Below are 14,861 nucleotides of genomic sequence, written 5' to 3'. Positions count from 1 at the left end.
GCTAAATCCGGGGTTTATTTATAAAGGCTGCCTCCATCTTCGTCGCTCTCGGCCAACGTCATGCCGGCGGTTTCGAAATTGACGTTCTCGGCGCCCAATTTGATCATCAGGCGGACTTCGTTGCGGGAGTCGGCAGCGTGCAGAGCATCTTCATAACTAATTTTACCGGCTGTGTACAGATCGTAAAGCGCCTGGTCGAAAGTTTGCATGCCATGCTCGCGCGAGCTCTTCATCAATTCTTTTAATTTATGCACCTCGCCCTTACGAATCAAATCGGCGACTAGCGGCGTATTCAACAGAATTTCGATGGCTGGATAACGGCCTTTGCCGTCAGCGCGCTGAATCAATTGCTGAGCGACGATGCCGCGCAAATTCAAAGACAAGTCCATGAACAACTGGCTGTGCATGTCTTCCGGGAAAAAGTGCAGGATGCGGTCTATGGCCTGGTTGGCGTTGTTGGCGTGCAAGGTACAGACGCACAGGTGGCCGGTCTCGGCAAAGGTTATCGCGTGTTGCATGGTCTCGCGGGTCCTGACCTCGCCAATTAAAATCACGTCCGGCGCTTGACGCAGCGTGTTTTTCAAAGCGACTTCGAACGATTCGGTATCCAGACCCACTTCGCGCTGGGTAATGATACAGCCCAGGTGGGGGTGAATGAACTCGATCGGATCTTCGATGGAAATGATGTGGCCGCTGCTGTTCTCGTTGCGGTGGCGGATCAAGGCCGCGAGCGAGGTCGATTTACCGGTGCCGGTCGCACCGACGAACATGACCAAGCCGCGCTTGTGCATGATCAATTCTTTCAACACCGGCGGCAGATGCAACTCTTCCGCAGTCGGAATCGTAGTTTCGATCCGGCGTAACACCATGCCGGCCGAATCGCGCTGGGTGAAGGCGCTGACCCGAAACCGGCCCAGACTGTGCGCGCTTAACGCGAATTGGCATTCCTTGGTATTTTCGAATTCGTCGCGCTGGCGTTGCGACATGATGCCGAGCACCAGCTTCAGGGTTTGTTCGCTGTTCAGTGACGTCTTCGAGACTTCGACGACTTTGCCGTTGACTTTCATCGACGGCGGCCGCCCGGCGGTAATGAATAAATCCGACGCCCGTTTTTCCACCATCAATGCCAATAGCGCGGTAAAGTCCATCAGGCCTCCTCGTTCATCAGCGGAACATGTCTTTATTGACGGCCCGAGTCATCGCCGCCTTGGCGGTAATCAGGCCCTTGTCGACCAGCTCTTTCAGGTTTTGGTCCAGCGTCTGCATGCCGTCCTTGCGCCCGGTCTGAATCGCCGAATACATCTGCGCCACCTTGGCTTCGCGGATCAGGTTGCGGATCGCCGGGGTACCGACCATGATCTCATGCGCAGCGATCCGGCCGCCGCCGACCTTCTTCAGCAGTGTTTGCGAAATAACCGCCTGTAACGACTCGGACAACATGGCCCGGATCATGTCTTTCTCGGCCGCCGGGAACACGTCGATGATCCGGTCTATGGTCTTGGCGGCCGAAGTGGTGTGCAAGGTGCCGAACACCAAGTGGCCGGTTTCGGCCGCAGTCAGCGCCAGACGAATGGTTTCCAGATCGCGCATCTCGCCGACCAGGATGATGTCCGGGTCTTCCCGCAAGGCCGAGCGCAAGGCTTCGTTGAAACCCAGCGTATCGCGATGCACCTCGCGCTGGTTGATCAACGATTTCTGGCTTTCGTGGACAAACTCGATCGGGTCTTCGACCGTGAGGATGTGGGCGTAATCGTTGTTGTTGATGTGGTTGATCATCGCCGCCAACGTGGTGGATTTACCGGAACCGGTCGGTCCGGTCACCAAAATCAAACCGCGCGGCTTGGTACACAGCTCCTGGAAAAACTTGGGCGCATCCAGCTCTTCCAGGGTCAAGACTTTCGACGGAATGGTCCGGAATACCGCGCCGGCACCGCGATCCTGATTGAAGGCGTTGACCCGGAACCGGGCCACCCCCGGCAAGGCAAACGAAAAGTCGGTTTCCAGAAACTCCTCGTAATCGCGGCGCTGCTTGTCGTTCATGATGTCGTAAATCAGCGCGTGCACTTCCTTGTGGTTCAGGGCCGGGATGTTGATCCGGCGAATATCGCCGTCCACCCGGATCATCGGCGGCAAGCCGGCGGAAAGGTGCAAGTCGGAAGCTTTATTCTTGACGGAGAACGTCAACAGTTCGGCGATATCCATGGTCGATTCTCAATGGTGAAAATGTCGCTGCCAAGAATAGTACACATCCGGAAACTGGCAGCCGGCAAAGCCGATTTTTCCGGGGCAGAGTCTTCAGACAGCCGTTTGCCGCAGGAGACTCGGCCGGATTTTGCCGGCCCACCGGCGGGCGTTGAGCGCTAGCGCGGCGACGGCATTAGATTCCCTCCAGAATGCTTTTCTTCTTCTCCGCATATTCCTCGGCGGTGATCAATTCCGCCTCGAACATTTTCTTCAGTTGCGCCAGTTTTTCCATCGGGTCGGCTGCCGCTGCCTGGGCGGGCGCGGGCGATGCGGCGGCTGGGGTGTTCATCGCTTGCGCCAGATTTTGGCCAAAACTGATGCCGGCGCCCAAGCCCATTCCGACCCCGGCGCCGCCACCTTCGTTACGGGCGGCTTCCCGCATCGCTTCCAGTTGCTGGATCCGGGCGTAATCCAGACCGACTTCCTTGGCCGCCTGGGCCTCGGCGGTCATATCGGCGATGCGATTGACGCGCTTGAGGGTTTCCTCGTCGAAGTCGGTGCCTTCGATCCGAAAATCGGTGATGGTAAAACCGAGATCGGCGAACTGCGGCAATAATTTTTGCAGCACGCCGGCGGCGATTTCCTCGCGGTTGGTGTCGATATCCAGATAACCGAAACGGCTGGTCGCCAGAAAATCGGCCAACGGCTGGCTGAGGCGGGCGACAATCACGTTGCGCAATTGGTCGGTGGTAAACAGGTTTTGCTCGCCGACCACGTTGACGAAGAACTGCGCCGGTTCGGCCAAACGGTAACTGTAATTGCCGAAAGCTCTCAAACCGACCGGGAATTTGTAGGTCGGGTCCAGATATTTGATCTGCGAGCTGGTTCCCCATTTCTGATCCAGAATCACAGTCTTGCGATAAAAATAAATCCCGACCTTGAACTGGCTTTCGAAAAACTGCATGAAGCTGGCAATCGTGGTCCAGAACGGGATGTTATCGGTTTGCAGGTTGTAGGAGCCTTCGCTGTCAAATACCGCTTGCACCTTGCCGCGGTAGACGAAAATGCAACCCTGGCCGGGGCCGACGATCAGTGTCGAGGCGTTCTTGATTTCGTCGCCGTTGTCGCTCCATTGTTGGAACAGCGCATTGGGCGCCGGATTTTGCCATTCGATGACCGAACGCAATTGGCGTTGCAAACCGTCGAAAAGTCCCATGAGAGTCTCCTGTGGATTTTGAATTGGGTCTCGGATGGCGCGTCGCGCCACCGCCGCCATCAGATCGGCACACTCCCGGTGAACAACACCATTCTGCAAAACGACTAGACTTAGCCGCAGAACGGATTTGCCATGCCCCGGCCGCAACCGAGGCTATTAGAAGTGCCAAGCGGCAACTCTGAGTATAGATCAAGCTGGAACAAGCCCATGAAACAGTATTTGGCGCCGGCCTACCAAAGCCGGCTGTGGGACGCGATCAAAAACCTGGAAAACGGCTCGCAGGCCGAAGCGGTAGTGGTGTTTCGCGCCCGATCCGGCGACTATGCCTCGGTACCGTTGCTATGGGGCTTGGCCGCAGCCTGGTTGGCTTTCACCCTGATAATGTACGCGCCGGTTTATTTCGAGAATTGGCTGGTCTATTACGCGCCGCTGGCGATGTTTGCGCTCGCCTATGGCGTCGGTTCGCTGCCGGCGGTCAAACGCTGCAGCGTCAGGCGGTCGACACGGGACAAGCGCGTCGAAATCATGGCCAGAGCCATTTTCCAGAAAGGCGGGATTCAACATACTCGGGACAAAACCGGCTTTCTGGTGTATTGCTCGTTGCTGGAACGGCGGGTGTTTCTGTTGCCGGACCGCGGCTTGGAGCTGGCCATCCCGCTTGCAATATGGCAGGAATTGCAAAGCGAGTTCGACCGGATCTTCGCCGAGCGCCAACCGGAACAGTGTCTGCTGCAGGCGCTGGAAAAAACGGCTGCCGCGTTCGCCCGCTACCTGCCGGTGCGCGCTGGCGACATCAACGAACTGCCGGACCGGCTGGATATCGACTTATGAAAAAGTGGCTATTGCTCCTGGCGCTGGCCGGTCTGGCCATTTCTCCACCGTTGCCGGCCCGGCCTGGCGGCGGTCATTCCAGCAGCTCGCACAGTTCGTCGAGTTCGCACAGCTCCGGCGGCTGGTCGCATTCCGGCTCCAGTTGGAGCACGCACGACAGCTCCGGCAACTCGTCCGGCAGCGCCCATCCGATGTCGTCACTGGAAGCCTTGATTTTGTTCATCATCATCGTCGTGATTGTTATCATCGTGCTTCGCAGCCAAGCCGGGGCTAGGAGCATGGTGACGGCCCCGCCGGCGCAATACCGCGCCCAACGCCAACAAAGCATTGCCGAGCAAATCGCGGCATTGAAACAGGCCGACGCCAATTTCTCCGCGGTGGTGTTTTTGGATTTCGCCCATTCGCTCTACTGCAAATTCTACGAATATTCGACCAAGCCGGAGTTCAGCTACCTGTCGCCGTTCTTGAGCACCGAGTTGCAAGGCCATTTCCAACGCTCGCAACCCTGGACCGTCAGCGAAATCGTCGTCAACAGCCTGCGTTGGCTGGAAATCGGCACTGCCGGCAGCGATACCGACACGATTACCGTCGAATTCGACGCCAATTACACCTTGGATTTGCAGGACCAGCGTTCGCGCTATGCCGTGGTCGAGCGCTGGCAGTTTTACCGGCGCAAAGGCCTGTTATCGGGGGAACCGGAGAAAATACAAAGCGTGAACTGTCCGCAATGCGGCGCGCCGGCCCATTTCACCGACGCCGGCGTCTGCAGTTATTGCGGCGCCAGCGTGCAAAAGGGCGACGCGCAGTGGTGCCTGGGCAAACGGGTCGTGGTCGCCACCCATGCGGCGCCGGCTGTGGCAGGACTGGCGGCGTACGCCGAAGAACAGGGCACGCAAGCCATCACGGTCAAGCAAGCCGACCTGATCGAACAGATGAACCGCTGGCAGCAGCGTTACGGCATCGCCGAGTGGCAGCAATTCTGGTTGCCGTTCGAGAACGACGAGGTACGCAATTATTTTGCGGCGATATACGGCCACTGGAGCCGGCGCGACTGGCAGGCCGCGCGGCACCTGTTATCGGACCGGCTTTACGAAACCAATGCCTTCTGGCAGAAAATGTATGTCGAACGCGGCTGGTTCAACCGACTGGAGCATCTGCGTATCGAGCAAATCGTGCTGGCGAAAATCGACAGCGACAAATTTTACGAGGCCATCACGGTACGCATCTTCGCCGCCTGTAACGACTACACCGAAGACGCCGGCGGCAAGATCGTCGGCGGTTCGAAAACATCGCTCAGGCGTTTTTCAGAATACTGGACCTTCGTCCGCCGTAGCGGTAAGGAGCGCCAAGAAAAACCCTACAGCCTGAGCCAATGCCCCAGCTGCGGCGCGCCGGCCGACAACATGGGCCAAAGCGGCGAATGCGGTTACTGCGGCAGCAAAATCAGCACCGGCCAATTTTCCTGGGTGTTGTTTCTGATCGAACAGGACGAAGTGTATTGCGGTTAAAGTGAGCGCCGTTTGAAATAGACGTTTGCAGCCGCAAACACCTCATGAACTCTTGAGCAAGCCGGCTTTGCGAGCGCAGCAATGCGGTGTTAAAATTCGCGCGCCGATTTGCCTGCAGTGAAGCAGGCGATTCGCGTCAACGGGGACGCTGGATGGCTGGTTTGCAAGGTTACGCTTTCGTCCCTCGCTTTGTTAAAATCCGCCGACTTTTTGCCCCGCGGCCGCCTGCTTGCAACCAGGACCAACCGCCGCCCGTTCCAATGCCGCCGGATTTAACACTATGCCGCTCCCACCGCTCGAAACCCTATTCCGCCGCGAAGTCCTCGCGCTGTCGGCGTATCATGTCGCCGACGCCAGCAATTACATCAAACTCGACGCGATGGAAAACCCCTATTTATGGCCGGATGAAATCCAACAAACCTGGCTGGAGCATCTGAAATCCTGTCCGCTGAACCGCTATCCGGATCCGGAAGCGAAGGACTTGGCCGCAGCGCTACGCCGCAGCAACGCCATCCCGGAAGACTCCGCCATTTTGCTCGGCAACGGGTCCGACGAAATCATTCAAATCCTGCTTATGGCCCTGCCCAATACGGCTGCCGTATTGGCGCCCGAGCCCGGCTTTGTTATGTATAAACAAATCGCCCTCAGCCTGGGTTTGCGCTACCGCGGCGTGCCGTTATTGGCAGAAAGCTTCGATCTGGATTTGCCAGCGATGCTGGCCACCATCGAAACCGAACAACCGGCCGTGATTTTCCTGGCCTATCCCAATAATCCGACCGGCAATCTGTTCGATCCGGCGGCTATCGAAGCGATCCTGGCCGCTGCGCCGGGCCTGGTGGTGGTGGATGAGGCATATGCGCCGTTCGCCGACGCCAGCTTCATCGAACAGTTGCCGCAACACGACAATCTATTGGTAATGCGCACCGTTTCCAAACTGGGCCTGGCCGGTTTGCGGCTGGGATTTCTGGCCGGCCCGCCAGCCTTGCTGGCACAACTGAACAAAGTCCGGCTGCCTTACAACATCAACTGCCTGACCCAGGCCACTGCATGTTTTGCGTTGGACCATCCGCAGTTTCTATTGGACCAAACCCAACTGATCCGCGAACAGCGCGGCATTGTAATGCAGGCCTTACAAACCATGGATTCGGTCAAAGCTTACCCCAGCGCGGCCAATTTCATTTTATTCCGCACACTGTCTAAACCGGCGGATGCGGTCTTTGCCGGTTTGAAGCAGCAAGGCGTTCTGATCAAGAACCTGTCCCCGCAGGGCGGAATGCTGGAAAACTGCTTGCGGGCGACGATAGGCAAACCTCAGGAAAACCAGGCCTTTTTGCAGGCCCTAAATGCCGCGCTGGCCTAGGCCGATAAGCGCCGCAGCCCCCGCGCAATAACAGTTTCAATAAACACGGCCAGTAAGGTATATTTGCCGGACAATTATAAAAATTGATGTAGCTCTAAAAAATACATCGTCACGCAACAGGAGTATGTTTTATGAATCAAGAAGGCGTCGATACGTCAAAGCGCCAATTTCTGACCTCGGCGCTGTCGGTGGTTGGAGCCGTGGGTGCCGGTTATCTGGCGGTGCCCTTCCTCTCGCAAATGCAGCCCAGCGCCAAAGCCATGGCAGCAGGCGCACCGGTCGAGGTCGACATCAGTAAAATGGAGCCCGGCCAATTGATCCGGGTGGCTTGGCGCGGCAAACCGGTATGGGTCCTGAACCGTACTCCGGAAGTGTTGACGACGCTGGCCACGCTGGACAGCAAACTGGCCGATCCGGTGTCCAACGAATCCCTCCAACCCGAGAACAGCAAAAACTCGGTGCGCTCGATCAAGCCGGAAGTTTTTGTCGCGATCGGACTGTGCACTCATTTGGGCTGCTCGCCCACCTTCCGCCCGGAAATCGCCCCCGCCGATTTGGGTAACGACTGGAAAGGCGGTTTCTTCTGCCCCTGCCACGGCTCCTGGTTCGATTTGGCCGGTCGCGTATTCCGCGGCGTACCCGCGCCGACCAATCTGGAAATTCCGCCCTACCGGTATGAAACCGACAATCTGATCGTCATCGGCGAAGACAGCGAGGCTAAAGCAGCATGAAGCAAAAAATGAATCAATACAGCGACTGGCTGTTGGAGCGGTTTCCACTCTCCGATTTGTGGAACGAACACATGGCGCATTACTACGCGCCGAAAAATTTTAATATCTGGTACTTTTTCGGCTCGCTGGCGCTGCTGGTACTGGTCAACCAGTTCGTCACCGGCATTCTGCTGACGATGAACTACAAACCGGACGCCAAACTGGCGTTCGACTCGGTCGAATACATTATGCGCGATGTCAACTGGGGTTGGCTGGTGCGCTACATGCACTCCACCGGCGCCTCGGCGTTCTTCATCGTGGTCTATCTGCACATGTTCCGCGGTCTGGTTTACGGCTCGTTCAAGCAACCGCGCGAACTGATCTGGATCTTCGGCATGCTGATTTTCGTCTGCCTGATGGCCGAAGCCTTCATGGGCTATCTGCTACCGTGGGGTCAGATGTCCTACTGGGGCGCACAGGTAATCATCTCGCTGTTCAGCGCAATTCCGGTGATCGGCGACGAATTGTCGCTGTGGATACGCGGCGACTACGTGGTCTCCGATGCGACGTTGAACCGCTTCTTCGCCTTTCACGTCATTGCCGTGCCGCTGGTGTTGCTGATCCTGGTATTCCTGCACATCGTCGCACTGCACGAAGTGGGCTCTAACAACCCGGACGGCGTCGAGATCAAGAAAAACCTGAACTGGAAAGGCAACCCGGTCGACGGCGTACCCTTCCATCCGTATTACACCGTTAAAGACATCATGGCCGCCGGCGTGTTCATGTTCTTCTTTGCCACGGTAATTTTCTACATGCCGGAAATGGGCGGTTTCTTCCTGGAGCACGCCAACTTCATTCCGGCCGACCCTTTAAAAACGCCGGAACATATCGCCCCGGTCTGGTATTTCACCCCGTTCTACGCAATTTTGCGTGCGGTACCGGATAAGTTCGCCGGCGTCATCGCCATGGGCGGCGCCATCGTCGTGCTGTTCATGCTGCCTTGGCTGGACCGTAGCCCGGTCAAATCCATCCGCTACCGTGGCGGCCTGTTCAAAAAAGCGGTGCTGTTGTTCGTCATCGCCTTCGTGGGCCTGGGCTATCTGGGTACGCAACCAGCCACCCCCGGCGCCACAATGGTAGCCCGGGTACTAACTGCGGTTTATTTCGGCTTCTTCCTGTTGATGCCGTTATATACCCGCTGGGAAAAAACCAAGCCGGTACCGGAGCATCTGACTCCGCAACCGACGCTGGAAGACCGGATTCCGGCCGTCAAGGCATTGATCGAAGAAGTGGTGGAGGTCCGTCAGGTTCCCGATAATTTGGGCGGTACGATTCCGAAAAAAGGCCCGAACTGGTCCGGTATTCAAGCCGTGCTGATTCGTTTTGCAAAGAACCTGAAAAAGAGCCTGGACTAAGCCATGAAAAAGACACTCTACACTCTTTTGTTTTTGCTGCCTTTCAACGTGCTGGCCAGCGGCGGCGGCATCAAACTGGACAGCGCCGACATCGATCTGAGCGACATCCAATCACTGGAACGCGGTGCGAAACATTACGTGACCTACTGCTTGGGCTGCCATTCGGCCAAGCATATCCGTTACAAACGTATCGCGCTGGATTTGAAACTGGACGAAGCGGAAATCTTGAAAAACGTCGCGCCGTTGGGCGCCGGCATCTACGATCAGATGCATTCGGCAATGAATGCGCACGATGCAGAGAAATGGTTCGGCACCACGCCGCCGGATTTGTCGCTGATCGCCCGCTCTCGCGGCGCCGACTGGCTATACAGCTATCTGCGCAGCTTCTACAACGATCCATCGAAACCGTTGGGGGTGAATAACGCAGTGTTCAAGGATGTGGGCATGCCCAATGTGTTCTGGCAATTGCAGGGCAGCCAAGCGGCCGAAATCCACAAAGTTGAGGGCCAGGAGATGGTAACCGGCCTGCACTTGGAACAACCGGGTCAATTGTCGCCGAAAGAGTTCGACAAATTGGTCAACGACCTGGTCAATTTCCTGGTCTACGTCGGCGAGCCGGTACAACTGGAACGGCAACAAATGGGTAAATACGTGTTGTTTTTTATCTTGATGTTCATCGTCTTGGCCTACCTGTTGAAAAAGGAATACTGGAAAGACGTGCACTAAACGCTCCGCCAGACCGCAAAAAACCGGTATCGGTGCACCGATACCGGTTTTTTTATGTCCGGACTTCCCTCTAAATCAATGCCGGAACGGGGTCCTGCCTAGCGCCGGGACGCCGTTCGGTAGCGGTCCGACCGGCTCGCCCCATCCGATATTGGTTTTGTTGGTTTTTGCCTTATCCGGCGCCACCTTGGGCGGTGAGAGTTTTCTGCCGCTCATCAATTGATCGATCTGGCCCTTATCCAGGGTTTCCCAATCCAGCAAGGCCTGAGCCATGTTGTGCAAAATATCGATATGCGTCTTCAGGATGGTTTCGGCGCGGTGGTAATTGCTGGACAGCATCCGCCGGATTTCTTTGTCGACGAATAAAGCCATCTGTTCCGACATCGGCTTGGCCTGCGGCCCGAAATAGCCGCTATCGCTGTCGCCGCAATCCATCGGCCCCAAGCGGTCGGATAAACCCCATTTGGTCACCATGTTTCGCGCCAATTGGGTGGCGCGCTGGATATCGTTGGAGGCGCCGGTAGTGACTTTGTCTTTGCCGTAAATCAGCGCCTCGGCGATCCGACCGCCGAACAGACTGGAAATCTGGCCTTCCAGCTTTTCCTTGCTGGCGCTGTATTGATCGCGTTCCGGCAGGAACATGGTGATGCCCAAGGCGCCGCCGCGCGGCATGATGCTGACTTTATAGACCGGGTCATGCTCCGGCACCAGCCGACCGACGATGGCGTGACCGGCTTCATGGTAGGCTGTCATCAACAGTTCTTCGCGGCCCATAATCATCGTGCGTTTTTCCGCGCCCATGATGGTTTTGTCGCGCGCCTTGTCCAAGTCGTTCATGGTCACTTCCCGCTGGTTGTTGCGGGCGGCAAACAAAGCGCCTTCGTTGATCAGGTTGGCCAACTCGGCCCCGGAGAATCCGGGGGTACCGCGAGCTAACGCATTGATATCGACATCGGCAGCCAGCGGCACCCGGGCGGCATGTACTTTCAGGATTTGCTCGCGACCTTTGATATCCGGCAAGCCGACCTGCACTTGGCGATCGAAGCGCCCCGGCCGCAGTAAGGCTTTGTCCAATACGTCGACGCGGTTGGTGGCGGCGATGACGATAATACCTTCATTGCCGTTGAAACCGTCCATTTCCACCAACAATTGGTTCAAGGTTTGTTCGCGTTCTTCTGCTCCGCCCATATTCCCGGAACTACGTTGGCGGCCGACCGCGTCGATTTCGTCGATAAAAATGATGCACGGCGCCCGCTTCTTGGCGTTTTCGAACAAGTCGCGGACACGCGAAGCGCCGACGCCAACGAACATTTCGACGAAATCGGAACCGGAGATCGAGAAGAACGGGACACCCGCCTCGCCGGCAATGGCTCTGGCAATCAAGGTCTTACCGGTACCCGGAGGGCCGACCATCAATACGCCGCGCGGAATCTTGCCGCCCAGCGCTTCGTATTTACCGGGGTCTTTCAAGAAGTCCACCAATTCCACCACGTCCTGTTTGGCTTCCTCGGCGCCGGCAACGTCATCAAAACGTACCTTGACCTGATCTTCCGTCATTAATTTGGCGCGGCTTTTGCCGAAAGCGTTTTGGCCGCCGGCTCCCATTTGCTGCTTACGCATGAAATAAATCAATACCGCAATCAACAACAGGGTCGGAATCCAAGAGTAGAAAATTTGCAGAAAACTCATTTCGTTTTCCGGCCTTTCAACCTTGATTTTGACGCCATATTCCAGCAAGTCGTCGATCATACGCATATCGCCGGGGTTGTAGGTGCTGAATTCGCTACCGTTATGGCGTCGGCCGCGGATAGAACGGCCGTCGATCACAACCTCGGCGACCGATTTACTACGGACGTCGAGAATGAAGTCGGAGTAAGACTCGTCGTTTTGCTTGTGATAGGCGGAAGAGGTCGGATCGAAAGCGGCAAACAGTGCAATTGCGATACCGGCCAGGACGAACAGCGGGATGAGAAATTTTTTCATGATAGGCCCCCCGATGAGGATGCAAGCCGCGACTGCGGCGGAAAAACAGCCGACTAGCTTAGGCGTCGATTGTTTATCCTATTCATGCAAATTTCAGTCCAATTGCCTAATTGGTGCACATTATCGTAACAATTTCACGCCGTCGGCTTTCCCGACAGCGCCAAACACCCGTTTTACCTGGCCTGAGCACCGCTCGCGGGCGGTGCTTTGTCGTTAAAAACATTTCCGCGCAGTGTGACCGGAACCTGATCGCAACACGCGAATTCGGCTGCGAACCATACCTGCGACCCGCCGAGCATGCAGCGCTATACGCTTTTCCGGCCGGCGATCGATCCGATTCCGAACCGAAAAACGGCGATAGTGCCAAAAACGGGCAAGCGCGATCCAAGCTGGTGCAATTCCGGCGTGTTCGCGGGTATAGCGACACCTTTTTGTAGTCTTTGCGACAATTTGGCCGACACCGGTCGCGGCATTTTAGGTTGGATTTGCTACAAAGTTAACATTTCGCGTGAACTGAAAAAATAGTTTGTTTTGCATTTGTTTTGCATATATCATTTTTACAAAACAAATACAGAACAAAAATGAACCTTACCCGTAAACAACAAGAAATTTTCGACTTCCTGCTGCAAAACCAGGAACAGTTCAACCATCCGCCAACGCTGGAGGAACTCTGCGCGGCAATGGGCTTGAAATCGCGCGGTTCGCTGCACAGCCAAATCAAGGCGTTGATCGACGCCAATTTGGTCGAAGCACCGGAGCGCAAACAGCGCGGCATCCGTTTGACCGAATACGCCAAGGCCATGACCAAGCCGAGCGAGCCATCCGAGCTATTGCCCTTCGTCGGATACATCGCCGCCGGCAAACCGATCGAAGCCATCGAAAACATCGCCTACATGGCAGTGCCGGAACAGTTGAAAACCGGAAAATCCTGTTATGTGTTGCAGGTCAAAGGCGATTCGATGCTGGAGGAAGGTATTTTCGACGGCGACTGGGTCGTCATCGAACAACGCAGCCACGCCCGTAACGGCGAGATTGTGGTGGCCTTGGTCGACAAGACCGAAGCCACATTGAAATTCATCGAGCAATATCCGCACGAAACCTTGCTGATACCCGCCAATTCCACGATGCAGGCCCTGCGCTACAAACCCGAGCAAGTGGAAATCCAAGGCGTATTGGTCGGACAAATGCGGAGTTACACCCACCACCACTAACGAGGAAACCTTATGCCGCGCCAATCAGTCCATATGCGAGACCAAAAAGCCAACCAATTAGCCATGCACATTCGCGCCGACCGTCAGGCGGCACTCAATATGATCGAGGAAATCACGCTGGTCGTCGTGTTGTGGGGCGTATTTTTGCTGGCGGCCGGCTAATGCGCTTCGCCGATAGCGGGTTTCACCGGGAGAGGTCGGCGCGCCATGTATAAACTTTGTTTTTACGCGCCGGCCAGCCACGTTGAAGCCATCAAGCAAGCGCTATTCGAACAGGGCGCCGGCCGTTTCGGCGATTACGATCGCTGCTGCTGGCAAACGCTGGGCCAGGGCCAGTTTCGCCCCTTAGCCGGCAGCGAGCCGTATCTAGGCGCGATCGATCGGCTGGAAACCGTCGCCGAGTACAAGGTGGAAATGGTGTGCGCCGACCACGTTATCAAAACCGCCGTGCAAACCCTGCTAGACAGCCATCCCTACCAACAACCAGCCTACGAAATTTATAAAATCCTGAATCCGGAAGATTTGGCATAACCCGGCCGCTACGGGGCATCAATGGCCTTCGTCGCCGTCGTCGCCTTCCTTCTTGCTGATCTCTTCCAAAGCCAGACTGCCCAGCGCTCCGGTTTGTTTGGTAGCCGAACCCAAACCCTCGCTCAAATTGATTTTCAGTTTCAGATTGTTCGGCGAATCGGAATTGCGCATCGCTTCTTCCAGCGAAATCACGCCGCTTTTGTACAGCTTCAACAGATGGCTGTCGAAGGTCTGCATACCGATATTTTCCGACTTTTCCATCGCTTCCTTGATGGCATGAATGTCGCCCTTGTGGATCAAATCACTGACCAGTTTGGTACCTAACAGAATTTCGATCGCCGCCACCCGCTTGCCTTCTATGGTCGGCACCAGGCGTTGCGAGACAAAGGCCTGCAAATTCAAAGACAAATCCATCAACAATTGCGGCCGGCGCTCTTCCGGAAAGAAGTTGATGATCCGGTCCAGCGCCTGGTTGGCGTTATTGGCATGCAAGGTCGACAGGCATAAATGGCCGGTTTCGGCAAAGGCCAACGCATGCTCCATGGTTTCCTGGCTGCGGATTTCGCCGATCAGAATCACGTCGGGCGCCTGACGCAGCGTATTCTTCAAGGCGTCTTCGTAGCTTAGGGTATCGACCCCGACTTCGCGCTGATTGACCAACGAGCGTTTATGCGGATGCACGAATTCGATCGGATCTTCGATGGTGATGATGTGGCCCGACGAATTGCTGTTGCGGTAATCGATCAAGGCCGCCAGCGAAGTCGATTTACCGGAGCCGGTGCCGCCGACGAACAAAATCAGGCCGCGCTTTTCCATGATTTTGTCTTTCAAAATCTGCGGCAGACCCAAAACATCGGCATTCGGGATATCCACCTTGATGTTGCGGATCACCAAGGCATAACAATTGCGCTGCTTGAAAATATTGACCCGGAACCGGCCGATGCCCTCTTCAGTGATGGCCAGATTCATCTCCGGCACGTGCTCGAAACTGGCGCGTTGCTCGTGGTCCATCACGCTGTCGGCGATTTGCTTGATCCGCTCCGGGGTAAGCTTGACGTTTTCCAACGGCTTCAAGGTACCTTGGAATTTGGCGGCCGGCGGCGCGCCGGCCGTCAAATACAAATCGGAACCGTCGTGCTGCACCAGGATTTTCAAATAGTCTCTAAATTCCATACCGGCCAATCTC

At 56.1% G+C, this 14,861-nt stretch carries 15 protein-coding genes; 10 read left to right on the top strand and 5 right to left on the bottom strand.

Annotated features, from left to right (window positions below; all coding sequences use genetic code 11):
• Positions 1–14: 14 nt before the first annotated feature.
• The 3 genes from C2U68_RS15930 to C2U68_RS15920 all read right to left on the bottom strand — a co-directional run bounded on the left by C2U68_RS15930 (position 15) and on the right by C2U68_RS15920 (position 3,400).
• A complete protein-coding gene (locus C2U68_RS15930) occupies positions 15–1,148 on the bottom strand; it encodes a PilT/PilU family type 4a pilus ATPase (RefSeq protein WP_140913464.1) in 1,134 nt (377 codons plus the stop codon).
• Positions 1,149–1,164: 16 nt separating this feature from the next.
• A complete protein-coding gene (locus tag C2U68_RS15925; RefSeq protein ID WP_054759731.1) occupies positions 1,165–2,202 on the bottom strand; it encodes a type IV pilus twitching motility protein PilT in 1,038 nt (345 codons plus the stop codon).
• A gap of 175 nt (positions 2,203–2,377) precedes the next feature.
• Positions 2,378–3,400, bottom strand: a complete 1,023-nt coding sequence (locus tag C2U68_RS15920) for an SPFH domain-containing protein (protein ID WP_140913463.1) — start codon at positions 3,398–3,400, stop codon at positions 2,378–2,380.
• A gap of 207 nt (positions 3,401–3,607) precedes the next feature.
• Between C2U68_RS15920 and C2U68_RS21270 the strand changes: the two genes are divergently transcribed.
• From C2U68_RS21270 to C2U68_RS15895, 6 genes are all read left to right on the top strand, one after another.
• The gene (locus tag C2U68_RS21270) at positions 3,608–4,231 is read left to right on the top strand and encodes a TPM domain-containing protein (protein ID WP_186289640.1); all 624 of its coding nucleotides are present in this window, start codon (positions 3,608–3,610) and stop codon (positions 4,229–4,231) included.
• Positions 4,228–5,739 (top strand): TIM44-like domain-containing protein, encoded by a 1,512-nt coding sequence (locus C2U68_RS15915; protein WP_186289639.1) that lies wholly within the window; start codon positions 4,228–4,230, stop codon positions 5,737–5,739. The genes C2U68_RS21270 and C2U68_RS15915 overlap by 4 nt, the downstream gene beginning before the upstream one ends.
• Before the next feature lie 280 nt (positions 5,740–6,019).
• Complete coding sequence (gene hisC / locus C2U68_RS15910) at positions 6,020–7,099, top strand: histidinol-phosphate transaminase (protein WP_140913461.1); 1,080 nt, start codon at positions 6,020–6,022, stop codon at positions 7,097–7,099.
• 131 nt (positions 7,100–7,230) lie between these two features.
• Positions 7,231–7,830, top strand: a complete 600-nt coding sequence (gene petA, locus C2U68_RS15905; protein WP_140913460.1) for a ubiquinol-cytochrome c reductase iron-sulfur subunit — start codon at positions 7,231–7,233, stop codon at positions 7,828–7,830.
• Entirely contained in the window at positions 7,827–9,224 is a 1,398-nt protein-coding gene (locus tag C2U68_RS15900) for a cytochrome b (RefSeq protein WP_140913459.1), read from the top strand. The genes petA and C2U68_RS15900 overlap by 4 nt, the downstream gene beginning before the upstream one ends.
• A gap of 3 nt (positions 9,225–9,227) precedes the next feature.
• Positions 9,228–9,950 carry a cytochrome c1 gene (locus tag C2U68_RS15895; protein WP_140913458.1) on the top strand — a complete coding sequence of 241 codons (723 nt, stop codon included), beginning with the start codon at positions 9,228–9,230 and terminating at the stop codon, positions 9,948–9,950.
• Positions 9,951–10,025: 75 nt separating this feature from the next.
• Here C2U68_RS15895 and ftsH read toward each other — a convergent pair whose 3' ends face one another.
• Positions 10,026–11,933 (bottom strand): ATP-dependent zinc metalloprotease FtsH, encoded by a 1,908-nt coding sequence (gene ftsH / locus C2U68_RS15890; RefSeq protein ID WP_140913457.1) that lies wholly within the window; start codon positions 11,931–11,933, stop codon positions 10,026–10,028.
• Between the two features lie 297 nt (positions 11,934–12,230).
• On the opposite strand from ftsH, the gene C2U68_RS15885 reads away from it, so the two are divergent.
• From C2U68_RS15885 to C2U68_RS15875, 4 genes are read left to right on the top strand one after another with little or no spacing between them, the layout of a single operon-like run.
• On the top strand, positions 12,231–12,458 hold the full coding sequence (locus tag C2U68_RS15885) for a hypothetical protein (protein WP_140913456.1): 228 nt from the start codon (positions 12,231–12,233) through the stop codon (positions 12,456–12,458).
• 56 nt (positions 12,459–12,514) lie between these two features.
• Positions 12,515–13,144, top strand: a complete 630-nt coding sequence (gene lexA / locus C2U68_RS15880) for a transcriptional repressor LexA (protein ID WP_140913455.1) — start codon at positions 12,515–12,517, stop codon at positions 13,142–13,144.
• Positions 13,145–13,156: 12 nt separating this feature from the next.
• Positions 13,157–13,306 (top strand): hypothetical protein, encoded by a 150-nt coding sequence (locus C2U68_RS21265; protein WP_186289641.1) that lies wholly within the window; start codon positions 13,157–13,159, stop codon positions 13,304–13,306.
• A 45-nt stretch (positions 13,307–13,351) separates the two neighbouring features.
• Positions 13,352–13,675, top strand: a complete 324-nt coding sequence (locus C2U68_RS15875; protein WP_140913454.1) for an NGG1p interacting factor NIF3 — start codon at positions 13,352–13,354, stop codon at positions 13,673–13,675.
• Positions 13,676–13,693: 18 nt separating this feature from the next.
• Here the strand turns inward: C2U68_RS15875 and C2U68_RS15870 are convergent, their stop codons facing one another.
• Positions 13,694–14,848: a PilT/PilU family type 4a pilus ATPase gene (locus tag C2U68_RS15870; RefSeq protein ID WP_140913453.1), complete on the bottom strand. Its 1,155-nt coding sequence runs from the start codon at positions 14,846–14,848 to the stop codon at positions 13,694–13,696.
• Between the last annotated feature and the right edge of the window lie 13 nt (positions 14,849–14,861).

This window comes from Methylomonas koyamae (assembly GCF_006483455.1).
Classification (GTDB): domain Bacteria; phylum Pseudomonadota; class Gammaproteobacteria; order Methylococcales; family Methylomonadaceae; genus Methylomonas; species Methylomonas koyamae_B.
The sequence above is the reverse complement of the archived record's forward strand: the minus strand, read 5'-3'. Positions and strand labels throughout refer to the sequence as shown.

Excerpts from the sequence above, each read along its gene's own strand:
- C2U68_RS15930 (WP_140913464.1), bottom strand. The coding sequence starts at position 1,148 with ATGGACTTTACCGCGCTATTGGCATTGATGGTGGAAAAACGGGCGTCG.
- C2U68_RS15925 (WP_054759731.1), bottom strand. The coding sequence starts at position 2,202 with ATGGATATCGCCGAACTGTTGACGTTCTCCGTCAAGAATAAAGCTTCC.
- C2U68_RS15920 (WP_140913463.1), bottom strand. The coding sequence starts at position 3,400 with ATGGGACTTTTCGACGGTTTGCAACGCCAATTGCGTTCGGTCATCGAA.
- C2U68_RS21270 (WP_186289640.1), top strand. The coding sequence starts at position 3,608 with ATGAAACAGTATTTGGCGCCGGCCTACCAAAGCCGGCTGTGGGACGCG.
- C2U68_RS15915 (WP_186289639.1), top strand. The coding sequence starts at position 4,228 with ATGAAAAAGTGGCTATTGCTCCTGGCGCTGGCCGGTCTGGCCATTTCT.
- hisC (WP_140913461.1), top strand. The coding sequence starts at position 6,020 with ATGCCGCTCCCACCGCTCGAAACCCTATTCCGCCGCGAAGTCCTCGCG.
- petA (WP_140913460.1), top strand. The coding sequence starts at position 7,231 with ATGAATCAAGAAGGCGTCGATACGTCAAAGCGCCAATTTCTGACCTCG.
- C2U68_RS15900 (WP_140913459.1), top strand. The coding sequence starts at position 7,827 with ATGAAGCAAAAAATGAATCAATACAGCGACTGGCTGTTGGAGCGGTTT.
- C2U68_RS15895 (WP_140913458.1), top strand. The coding sequence starts at position 9,228 with ATGAAAAAGACACTCTACACTCTTTTGTTTTTGCTGCCTTTCAACGTG.
- ftsH (WP_140913457.1), bottom strand. The coding sequence starts at position 11,933 with ATGAAAAAATTTCTCATCCCGCTGTTCGTCCTGGCCGGTATCGCAATT.
- C2U68_RS15885 (WP_140913456.1), top strand. The coding sequence starts at position 12,231 with ATGCAGCGCTATACGCTTTTCCGGCCGGCGATCGATCCGATTCCGAAC.
- lexA (WP_140913455.1), top strand. The coding sequence starts at position 12,515 with ATGAACCTTACCCGTAAACAACAAGAAATTTTCGACTTCCTGCTGCAA.
- C2U68_RS21265 (WP_186289641.1), top strand. The coding sequence starts at position 13,157 with ATGCCGCGCCAATCAGTCCATATGCGAGACCAAAAAGCCAACCAATTA.
- C2U68_RS15875 (WP_140913454.1), top strand. The coding sequence starts at position 13,352 with ATGTATAAACTTTGTTTTTACGCGCCGGCCAGCCACGTTGAAGCCATC.
- C2U68_RS15870 (WP_140913453.1), bottom strand. The coding sequence starts at position 14,848 with ATGGAATTTAGAGACTATTTGAAAATCCTGGTGCAGCACGACGGTTCC.